General features: G+C 65.3%; 8 protein-coding genes. 5 read left to right on the top strand and 3 right to left on the bottom strand.

All coding sequences use genetic code 11. From position 1 onward, the window contains the following. Positions 1–542: 542 nt before the first annotated feature. Positions 543–2,159: a PPE family protein gene (locus A5781_RS14640; protein WP_067207186.1), complete on the top strand. Its 1,617-nt coding sequence runs from the start codon at positions 543–545 to the stop codon at positions 2,157–2,159. 24 nt (positions 2,160–2,183) lie between these two features. On the opposite strand, the gene A5781_RS14635 is transcribed toward A5781_RS14640, so the two are convergent. Then, on the bottom strand, positions 2,184–3,557 hold the full coding sequence (locus A5781_RS14635; RefSeq protein WP_369817732.1) for an aldehyde dehydrogenase: 1,374 nt from the start codon (positions 3,555–3,557) through the stop codon (positions 2,184–2,186). A 140-nt stretch (positions 3,558–3,697) separates the two neighbouring features. On the opposite strand from A5781_RS14635, the gene A5781_RS14630 reads away from it, so the two are divergent. The 4 genes from A5781_RS14630 to A5781_RS14615 all read left to right on the top strand — a co-directional run bounded on the left by A5781_RS14630 (position 3,698) and on the right by A5781_RS14615 (position 9,091). Next, complete coding sequence (locus tag A5781_RS14630; protein ID WP_067207233.1) at positions 3,698–4,627, top strand: alpha/beta hydrolase; 930 nt, start codon at positions 3,698–3,700, stop codon at positions 4,625–4,627. A gap of 213 nt (positions 4,628–4,840) precedes the next feature. Further along, the gene (locus tag A5781_RS14625) at positions 4,841–5,449 is read left to right on the top strand and encodes a TetR/AcrR family transcriptional regulator (protein ID WP_066948717.1); all 609 of its coding nucleotides are present in this window, start codon (positions 4,841–4,843) and stop codon (positions 5,447–5,449) included. A gap of 313 nt (positions 5,450–5,762) precedes the next feature. Further along, positions 5,763–6,179, top strand: a complete 417-nt coding sequence (locus A5781_RS14620; protein ID WP_067207230.1) for an MmpS family transport accessory protein — start codon at positions 5,763–5,765, stop codon at positions 6,177–6,179. Continuing rightward, the gene (locus A5781_RS14615) at positions 6,176–9,091 is read left to right on the top strand and encodes an RND family transporter (RefSeq protein ID WP_067207183.1); all 2,916 of its coding nucleotides are present in this window, start codon (positions 6,176–6,178) and stop codon (positions 9,089–9,091) included. Before A5781_RS14620 ends, A5781_RS14615 begins: the two co-directional genes overlap by 4 nt. Here the strand turns inward: A5781_RS14615 and A5781_RS14610 are convergent. Beyond that, positions 9,084–9,866 carry an SDR family oxidoreductase gene (locus tag A5781_RS14610; RefSeq protein ID WP_067207180.1) on the bottom strand — a complete coding sequence of 261 codons (783 nt, stop codon included), beginning with the start codon at positions 9,864–9,866 and terminating at the stop codon, positions 9,084–9,086. The genes A5781_RS14615 and A5781_RS14610 overlap by 8 nt on opposite strands. A 68-nt stretch (positions 9,867–9,934) precedes the next feature. Then, a complete protein-coding gene (locus A5781_RS14605) occupies positions 9,935–10,801 on the bottom strand; it encodes a hypothetical protein (protein ID WP_067207178.1) in 867 nt (288 codons plus the stop codon). Positions 10,802–10,804: the final 3 nt, after the last annotated feature.

Here is a 10,804-nt window from a genome sequence, read left to right as displayed (position 1 = left end):
GTGCGATGGTCGCCTCACGCGACTCGGGCGCCGGCGGACCAGACACGCCAAGACAACCCTGGTACACCTACCGCGCCCCGGGCCCCGCTTTTGATGACGCGACCGAATTGCTCGGCAAGCCGGGCCACGACCGACGCCCCCGAGCACAATCCAGATTTTGGTGGCGTGGCGGCCCCGCTCCCACTTCCGCGTACATAGCTTCAATTCGTCACTGTGACGAATTATATTCCGTCCCAACCGGTATTGGTGGCACGGACGCATCATGTCGCCACCGAACGGCGCGACCCCGCCACCGTCGGGCTGCGTTATGCGTTGCTTGACCTCCCAATGCGGGAGCAGCCCGTATCGGTATCGCGCATGAAGCCGCGCGGGCAGATCGCTACTTTAGAGCCGTAATTACAGGAATATCACAGCGATATTGCCTTATATGCGTAGCTGGGCAACCTTACGATCAGCCCCGTGATCCGCCCACCAAGAGGGCCAGCGTTGATTCCTATTCATGACGTCGCTCGCCTGCGACGGCCCGGAAAGACGAACCGGCGATGACGGCGCCGATCTGGATGGCGTTTCCGCCCGAGGTCCATTCGATGTTGTTGTCCAGCGGGCCGGGTCCCGGACCGTTGCTGGCCTCGGCGAGCGCCTGGCATTCACTGAGCGCCGAGTATGCCGCGGTCGCCGGCGAACTCACCTCGCTCCTCGGCGAGGTTGAGGCCGGCGCATGGGAAGGGCCGAGCGCCGCGCACTACGTGGCCGCCCACGCGCCGTACCTCGGCTGGCTAGTGCAGTCCAGCGCGGCCAGCGCCGAGATGGCCGCGCGGCAAGAGTTGGCCGCGACGGCATACACGACGGCGTTGGCCGCGATGCCGACGCTGGGCGAGCTGGCGGCGAACCACGCCACGCATGCGGTATTGGTGGCGACGAACTTCTTTGGTATCAACGCAATTCCGATAGCGCTGAACGAGGCCGATTACTCGCGAATGTGGGTGCAGGCCGCCACAACGATGAGCACCTACCAGGCCGTCTCGACCGCCGCGGTCGCCGGGGCCTCATCCAGTACGGGGGTGCCGCAAATTATGAAGGCGGACATGGGTGCGAGGAGCATGGATTCCGGTTCCGGAATGAGCGGCGGCTCGGGCATGGGCGGCGGAAACCCCTACATCATGGGCACCTCACTCCCCCAGAATCTCCAGGAGTGGCTGCAAGCGCTATTTCCCTTCAATCCCTTTTCGCCGCAGGGCTGGTCGATGCACCCGAGTTTGTCGATGTTCTTCTCGCGCGTGGAGACCCTGATCCCTATGTATGCCCACAATCCCGCGCAGCTGTTCGAGACAATCGTGATGCTCGCCCTGCAATTCGTCATTCACCGAACGCTCGTATTCATCAACCTTCTCCTGTTCAACCCGGTGGGGTTGCTCAGCTTTTTTCTGAGCAATCCGCTCTACACCCTCGGATTGGTTACGCCGATGTTGGCGATTCCCGCCGGAGCGGCAGGCGGCTTGGCGGGGCTGGCGGGGCTAGCGGGACTGCCAGGAGCAGCTCCTGTCCCCTCCGCGGTTCCGATCCCATTGCCGGCGACGGCAATTCCCCTCACCCAAACCCCGCCGCTATCCGCGCTCGCCGCCGCACCGACCATCAGCGCCGCACCGTTTCACGCGTCGGCGGTATCGGCGCCGGCGCCAGCCGCTGCGGCCACGCCGGGCGCGCCGCCCACCCCGCCCCCAACGCTGGTGGGACCGGAAAGTGCGGCGGCCGCACAGAATTTCGTGTCCTCGTATCTGGTGGGTGTGTTCGGCGCCGGGTCGGAGTCCAACGTTGCCGGCCAATCTCGCAAGGCGACCGCAGCTACCGCCGCGGCCGCGGCGGCCGCGGCGGGTCCGGCGGCACAACAGCAACAAACCCGGGGGCGTCCGCGAGCGGCACCCCGCCGCACACACAGAGGCTACCGGTACGAATTCCTGGACCTGGAACCCGAATTCAGCGCCTCAAGCGATGCGCTGTCAACTTCGGGGATGGCCTCCGACCAGGGCGCAGGACCGCTCGGTTTCGCCGGATCCGCCACGCGGCGCGCCGCGGGATTGACCAGGCTGGCCGGCGACGGCTTCGGCGGCGAATCAACCGTCCCGATGCTTCCCAGTGGCTGGGAGGCCGACCCAGCCTGAACGCGACCTCATGACGCGATGCAATCAGTCGCCCGGCGCCGACCAGTGCACCACCTTCATGGCGGTCATCTCGTCGAGCAGTTCGGGCCCGAGGCCGAAGCCCGTGCCGCTGGCACGGCGGGGCTCGGAAGCTCCGCCGGGCGCACCGCCGAAGACGGAGTTGATCTTCACCGCGCCCACCGGAAGACTGCGCCACGCCTCCTGGGCATGCGCCATGTTCCCGGTGAGCACCGTGGCGGCCAGGCCGTAGCGATCATTGGCGGCTTCGGTCAGCGCCGCCGCGAAGTCCGGCACCACCCGCACCGGCGCGACCGGACCGAACGTTTCCTCGCGCATGATCAGCATCTCGGGTGTGCAGTCACTCAACACCGTGGGCGGATAGAACGAGCCCGGTCCGGACTGCGGCTCGCCGCCGACCAGGACGTGGGCCCCGGCCCGGGCCGCGTCTTCGACGTGCGCGTGCACGTGTTCACGATGACGCTCGTCGACCAGCGGTCCGATGCGGTCGGCCCACGAGATCGCCTCGTCGATCAGTGCATTGAGGAAAGCGTCGGCGATCGATTGCACGACATAGACCCGCTCTACCGAGACGCAGATCTGTCCGGCGTTGGCGAAGGCGCCCAGTGCGGCCTGGCCGGCCGCCCAGGCCGGGTCCACGTCGGCGTCGGCGTCGACGATCAACGCGTCGTTTCCGCCATTCTCCAGCAGTGCCTTGGCGCCGCGTTCGGCACAGGCGCGCGCGATCTCTCGGCCGGTTGCGCTGCTGCCCACGTGCGCGACGACGTCGACCAGCTCCGCAGCCGCCAAGCGTTCCCCGACGGTTCCATCGCCGTCCACGATCTCGAGCACGCCATCGGGCAGCCGGGCGGCCAGCAGTTCGGCGAACCGCCGGCCGGTCTGCGGGCAGCGCTCGCTGGCCTTGTGTACCACGGTGTTTCCGGCCACGAGGGCGGCGCCCAGCAATCCGGCCGCCACCGCGACGGGATCGTTCCACGACGTGATCACCGCGACCACGCCGCGGGGTTGGGGAACCATGAGGTCAGTTGCGGACCATCCGCCCTGCAAAGCGTGTCCACGATGGAGCGGCCCCAGTTGGGCGTACTGCAGCAGCGTGTCGATTCCGGCGTCCACGCCGCCGCGCGCGTCGCCGCGCAGCTTGCCGGTTTCCCGCTCGTTCAGTTCGGCGAGTTCGTCGGCCGCGGCGCGGACGTCGCCCGCAGCGGCGGCGATCGCGGCGGCCCGTTCGGCCGGCGGGGTGCGGGCCCACGCGTCGGCCGCAGCCGCGGCGCGTGCGACGGCATCGTCGCAGTCGGCCGGGTCGGTGATCGGCACCTGCGTGACGGTGTCACCGGTCCGGGGATCCAGAACGCTGATGATCTTGGTAAGGGTCGAGGCCACGCCAGCGGATACCCTGTCCCCGGCCCGACCAATCGGCAGCCCCGAAGCGTCGCCAGCTAACGGAACTGAAGATGCCCGTGGACACAACGGTGGTCCTGTATGTTCAGCGTGTCGGCCGGCGCGAGGGAGCAGAGGCATCGATGGCAAACAGACCCGCCGACAATGCCTTCACCTCAGGGCACGCGGTAAATCCCGGCCTGCGCAAGGTGGCCCGATTTCTGCCTCGCGGATACGCCCTGCACCGCGGTCTCAAGGTGCAGCGGGCGATCATGAACCTCTTCAGTAGCACGGGGCGGCTGCGGGACGTACCGGTCGCCACGGTGGACGAGCACGTCACCGTTCGTCTGCATCGTCCGATCAACTTTCCCCACCGCGGACCGGCACTGCTCTGGGTCCACGGCGGCGGCACCATCATGGGTCACGCCGCCCAGGACGACAAATACCTTCGCAAGTTGTCCCACCGCGCGGGGGTCGCGATCGCGGCGGTGGAGCACCGGCTGGCGCCCGAGCACCCGTATCCGATCCCTCTCGAGGACTGTTATGCGGCGCTGTTGTGGCTCGCACGTCAACCATGGGTAGATCCGGATCGGATCGCTGTTGGAGGGGCCAGCGCCGGCGGGCACTTCGCCGCGGCACTCGCGCAGCTGGCCCACGACCGCAATGACGTCGAACTGGCCTACCAGATGCTGGTGTATCCCATGTTGGACGATCGCACCGGCGCCAACCACAGGGGCCAGAGGCGCATCATGTGGAACGAAACCGACAACCAACTGGCCTGGCGCTGGTACCTCAACGACGCCGACCCCAACCAGGCGGCCCCGGCTCGTCGGGACGATCTGTCCGGCCTGCCGCCGGCCTGGATCGGGGTCGGGACATTGGACCTCTTCTATGAGGAGTGCCTGGAGTACGCCCGGCGCCTGCGCGCGGCGGGTGTTCCCGTGCATGAGGAAATAGCCGCTGGCGCCTTTCACGCGTTCGACCAGATCGCGGATAAGGCGCCGGTGTCGGTGAACTTCTTCGCCAGTCAGTGCGATCACCTTCGGGACGCCCTCGCCGCGCCGCGCGCCTAGCCGCGGATGCCGGCAGCTCCCCCTGCGCCGAATCAATCGAACTCCTTGTGCACCATCGTATTTAAGACCTCCGGCGGAGGGCATACGGTGCACCCGGCCCGTCCGACGAGCCCTCAGCCGCGAACGGCGCCCGCCGCGGGCCGAAATGCCCGCGTGACCCGAATCCGCCGCCTTTTGACTGCAAATTGTGCAGAACGTGCAACTATGGGTGCTATGTCCAACCCCGTGGGTTTGCGCGAGCGTCGTCGACGCCAGACGAGCGCCGACATTCGCGACGCCGCGGTGCGCCTCGCGCTGGAACGCGGATTCGACAAGGTGACCATCGATGAGATCTGCGCCGATGCGGGGGTGTCGACGCGCACGTTCTTCAACTACTTCCCGAATAAAGAGTCCGCGATCGCGTACGGCCCTTCGGACATACCCCCGGAGCTGGTGGCCGATTTCGTCGCGGCCGGCCCCGCCCCCTATTCGGTGGTGCTGGAAGAGCTGATCACGCTGGCGGCGCACCACCTGCGCGACGTACCCCCGAAACGCGAACAGGCGGCCGGCATGCTGGAACTCGCCAAAACCTCCCCGGCGGTGCTGGCGGCATTCCTCGCCGACTTGGAGCGGTTCCAGAATCACCTGACCGATGTCGTCGCGCGCCGCCAAGGCATGCGAGCCGACGACGAGATAGTCGCGTTGATCGCCGCACTCGCGTTGACGGCCGTGCGTTCGGGCATCGAGCGCTGGTCAAGCGGGGAAGCCGGCGCCGCCGACGACACGCCGATGCCCTATGTCGAGCGGGCCGCTGCGCTGGTCAACAGCATCTTTACAAAGTGATTTGAAACACCGCGACCAATTGTTGCATGGTGTGCAAGGTATGCACATTATGTACTATGCTCATCAGGCAGTATCCAAAGACGCTTCATGAAGTAGGTGTCGGTACTGGGGGCGACCGCCGGTGCGCTTGGGCGACCGTTCCAACTACGGGCGATCAAGCGTGCACGCATCATAGTGATCGGCGAGAACCATTGCGGTGCAACGTAAGTCGCGGTCGTGACGCTTCCCTGCCCATGAGCTGGTGCACAGGTCACACTGACGCTGACCGATGATGGCGGCCTGATGGGGAAGGGAACCACCTGAGGTGAAGGTTGTGCGCAACGCGTGGTTGCCGCTGCTGATCGTCGCGGTCCTGGTGGTCGGCGGCTTCGCCGTGGCCCGCGTGAAGTCGTTCTTCAGCGCCCACGACACGGGCGTCATGACGAGCCCGCGGCTGGATGATTCCAAGCCGTTCAAGCCAAAGGTTGTCAAGTATGAGGTCTTCGGCACGGCCAGCACAGCCAACGTGAATTATCTGGACCTGTCCGCCGACCCGAGACGGGTCGACGGCGCACCCCTGCCTTGGACGCTGGTGCTCAGCACGACCGCCCCCTCGGTCTTTCCGAATCTCTCGGCCCAAAGCGACGGAAATTCCCTCGGTTGTCGCATCACCATCGACGACGAAGTCAAGGCCGAGAACCAAACCAACGGCGTGCACGCCCTGACCTTCTGCTTGGTGAAATCCGCATGAGCGCACACTTCGATGACGCCCGCACCGACACCATTCCCGTCGCCGACGAACCGGTGCGGGAGAAGATTCCGCGGCTAATCCGAACGTTCGCCGTGCCCATCATCCTGGGCTGGATCGCGCTCATCGCGGTGCTCAACGTCGTCGTCCCCCAGCTGGACGAGGTCGGGAAGATGCGTTCGGTGTCGATGGCCCCCGACGATGCGCAGTCGGTCGTCGCGACCAAGCGGATGGGTGCGATCTTCAACGAGTACAAGTCGAACAGCTCCGTGATGATTGTGCTGGAGGGCGAAAAGCCCCTCGGCGCCGACGCGCACGCCTACTACGACCAGATGGTGAAGAAGCTCGACGCGGACACCAAACACGTTGAGCACGTTCAGGATATGTGGAGTGATCCGCTGACCGGGGCGGGCGCCCAGAGCAACGACGGCAAGGCCGCCTACGTCCAGGTCTATCTGGCCGGTAACCAGGGCGAAGCCCTGGCCAACGAATCGGTCGAGTCGGTGCAGAGCATCGTCAAGAGCGTGTCCCCGCCGCACGGGGTGAAGGCCTACGTCACCGGGCCGGCGGCGCTCTCGGCGGATCAGCACACGGCCGGTGACCGCAGCCTGCAGCTCATCACCGCGGCCACGTTCACGGTGATCATCGGGATGTTGCTGCTGGTCTACCGGTCGGTCGTCACCGTCTTGCTCACGTTGGTAATGGTGGTGTTCGAGCTTTCGGCCGCGCGCGGGATGGTTGCTTTCCTGGGCTACTACAAGATCATTGGGCTCTCGACGTTCGCGACGAACCTGTTGGTCACGTTGGCGATCGCGGCCGCGACCGACTATGCGATCTTCCTGATCGGCCGATATCAGGAAGCCCGCGCCGTTGGCGAATCGCGCGAAGACGCGTACTACACCATGTACAAGGGCACGGCGCACGTCGTGCTCGGGTCAGGTCTGACCATCGCCGGCGCGACCTTCTGCCTGCACTTCACGAACCTGCCCTACTTCCAGACGCTGGGAATTCCGCTGGCCATCGGCATGGTGGTCGTCGTCGCGGCGGCGCTCACGCTTGGGCCCGCGGTCATTTCGGTGGTGACCCGCTTTCGTAAGACGCTCGAACCCAAGCGGACGCAACGCATTCGCGGGTGGCGCAAGGTCGGCGCTCTCGTGGTGCGCTGGCCCGGGCCGATCCTGGTCGTGACGATCGGGATCGCGCTCATCGGGTTGCTGACCCTGCCCGGATACCGCACCAACTACAACGACCGCAACTACTTGCCCACCGACCTACCCGCCAACGAGGGTTACGCGGCCGCGGATCGGCACTTCTCCCAGGCGCGGATGAATCCCGAAGTGCTGATGATCGAAAGCGACCACGACCTACGGAACTCCGCGGACTTCCTGGTCATCGACAAGATCGCCAAGACGGTCTTCCGGGTGCCGGGAATCGGTCGCGTGCAGGCCATCACCCGGCCGCAGGGCACGCCGATCGAGCACACCTCGATACCCTTCCAGATCAGCATGCAGGGCGTCACCCAGCAGATGAACCAGAAGTACCAGGAAGACCAGATGGCCGACATGCTGCACCAGGCCGACATGATGCAGACGACCATCGACAGCATGGAAAAGATGTCGAGCATCACCGCGCAGATGGCCAACGACATGCACCAGATGGTCAAGAAGATGCACGACATGACCATCGACATCAACGAATTACGCCAGCACATGGCCGATTTCGAGGACTTCTTCCGGCCCATCCGCAGCTATCTCTACTGGGAACGGCACTGCTACGACATTCCGGTGTGCTGGTCGCTGCGTTCGGTGTTCGACGGTCTGGACGGCATCGACATCATGACCGACGACATCGAGAGCCTGCTGCCCATCATGGACCATCTCGACACGCTGATGCCCCAAATGGTGGCGCTGATGCCGTCGATGATCGAGAACATGAAGGCCATGAAAACCACCATGCTGACCATGTATTCGACCCAGAAGGGTCTGCAGGATCAGCAGAACGAGGCGCAGAAGAACTCCAACGCCATGGGTAAGGCGTTCGATGCGTCGAAGAACGACGACTCGTTCTACCTGCCGCCGGAGACCTTCAACAACGCTGAGTTCAAGAAGGGGATGAAGAACTTCATCTCCCCCGACGGCCATGCCGTGCGCTTCATCATCAGCCATGACGGCGATCCGATGTCGCAGGAAGGCATTTCGCACATCGGCGCCATCAAGAAGGCCGCCTACGAATCACTCAAGGGCACGCCGCTGGAGGGTTCCAAGATCTACCTGGCGGGCACCGCGTCGATCTACAAAGACCTCAGCGACGGCAACACCTATGACCTGTTGATCGCCGGGATCTCTTCGCTGTGCTTGATTTTCATCATCATGCTGCTCATCACCCGCGGCGTGGTGGCGTCGGCCGTCATCGTGGGCACCGTCTTGCTCTCGCTGGGCGCGTCGTTCGGCCTGTCGGTGTTGATCTGGCAGCACCTCATCGGCATCGAGCTGCACTGGATGGTGCTCGCGATGTCGGTGATCATCCTGCTTGCCGTGGGCGCGGACTACAACTTGTTGTTGGTGGCACGGTTCAAGGAGGAGATCCACGCCGGCCTGAACACCGGGATCATCCGTTCGATGGGCGGCACCGGCTCGGTCGTCACCTCGGCGGGCCTGGTGTTCGCCTTCACGATGATGACGATGGCGGTCAGCGAGCTGACGGTCATCGGCCAGGTCGGTACCACCATCGGATTGGGTCTGTTGTTCGACACCCTGATCGTCCGGTCGCTGATGACGCCGTCGATCGCCGCGCTGCTGGGCAAGTGGTTCTGGTGGCCGCAGCGTGTGCGGCAACGCCCGATTCCTTCCCCGTGGCCCAAGCCAAGCGAAGAGAAGGCGGCCGAGGAAACCGAATCGCTAGCTCCCGCTAGGTAACCCAGTCCGGCTGCCCGGCGGTGTCGACCGCGGAGAAGTCCTTGTGGCCCAGGCCGGCGGTGGTGCCGCCGTCGACGACGAACTCCGAGCCGGTCGAATAGCTCGACTCGTCGCTGGCCAGGTAGACAACGAGGTTCGAGACCTCCTTGGGCTGGGCGATGCGGCCCAGCGCCGTCTGGAAGATGTCCTCGGGAACCCACTCGGTCATCGGCGTCTTGATGAGCCCGGGATGGATCGAATTCACCCGGATCCCGCTGGGCCCGAGCTCTAGTGCCGCCGACTTGGTCAGGCCCCGGACGGCGAACTTGGTGGCGGTGTACCCATGACAGGCGATGGTGCCGGCGATCCCCTCGATCGAGGAGATGTTGATGACCGATCCCCTCCCGGCTTCCTTCATGGGCTTCACCACGGCGCGGATGCCGAGGAACACACCCGTCAGGTTGATGTCGAGGATGCGCTGCCACTCCGAGATCGCGTAGTCCTCGAAGGTGCCGATGTTGATGATGCCGGCGTTGTTGACGAGGATGTCGATGCCGCCGAACTCACTGACGGCCGCGGCCACGGCGGCGTCCCAATCCTCGGGCTTCGTCACGTCGAGGTGCAGGTAGCGAGTTGCGTCTCCGACCTCGGCGGCGACCGCCTTGCCCTCGTCATCGAGGATGTCACCGAACACCACCTTGGCCCCTTCGGCCACCAGCGTCCGCACATGCGAGGCGCCCATTCCCCGCGCGCCCCCGCTGATGAGCGCGACCTTCCCGGCCAACCGTTCTGCCACCGCGATTCTCCTGTCGTGTGAGTCTTTAGCACCATACAGACGCGGACAGATGTATGACCAGGGTTGAGTCAGCCCACGATGTCGAAGATCGCCGCGGCGGAGGTGACGGCCTTGTCCGCGTTCCCCTCGTCGTGCAGCAGCATGCGCACGCCGACGCATCCGGGGCCGCCGGGATGTGCGGTGCCCTCGACGCGGAACGGACCCACCTTGCCCCGCGACATGAACATGACGTGCCAGCTGACCACCTGCAGCCTTCGCGTACCGGCCACCTCGGCGGCAAGGTCGATCGCAGCGGTTTCGAGGACGACGTGTTGCGGGCCGATGTGCAGCGCGGCGTCCGGGGAAGCGAGTTCGGTACTGAGCTCGGGCAGTACCCAATGGCCGTCGCCACGCCTGCTGGCACCGAACGCCTGCCACAGCGGCGGCAGGCCCGGCGAATCCTCGATCACCAGTTCGGTACCCGAAACGTCCATCCGGTCAAGGCCTTCCGGCGGGATGCCGATGATTGCTCCCTGCCCCTCGTTGAAGGCAATCACCCGATCCGGGTTGTCGGCGTCGACGATCTTGCATCGCCCGTAGCCCATGGTGCGGCCCTGGTGCACGATGCCGGAGTCGACGATCTCCACCCGGCTGACGTCATAGCCGGGGTCGACGATCTGTACCGACGCGATGACCGGGTTGGGCACCGCGACCATGTCGGTCTGGCAGCCCTCCGGGGAAGAAATGGCCAATGGCGCCACCATAATTCCCCCGGCCTCGTTGCGCATGTCGCGGCGGATGGTGACGGTGTCGTCGACCTCCCCGAGGTCCATCGACGAGTGTTTGCGACCGATGTAGCGGTAACTGAGCAGACCGGTCCAGCGCCGGTACAGTTCGTCCCGGTAGGCCTCGGAGTCTCCCGCCAGCTCTCGGATGTCGCGGAGTCGGTCGCTCAATTC

Source organism: Mycobacterium sp. 852002-30065_SCH5024008 (genome assembly GCF_001665645.1).
Lineage (GTDB): Bacteria > Actinomycetota > Actinomycetes > Mycobacteriales > Mycobacteriaceae > Mycobacterium > Mycobacterium paraffinicum.
The sequence above is the reverse complement of the archived record's forward strand: the minus strand, read 5'-3'. Positions and strand labels throughout refer to the sequence as shown.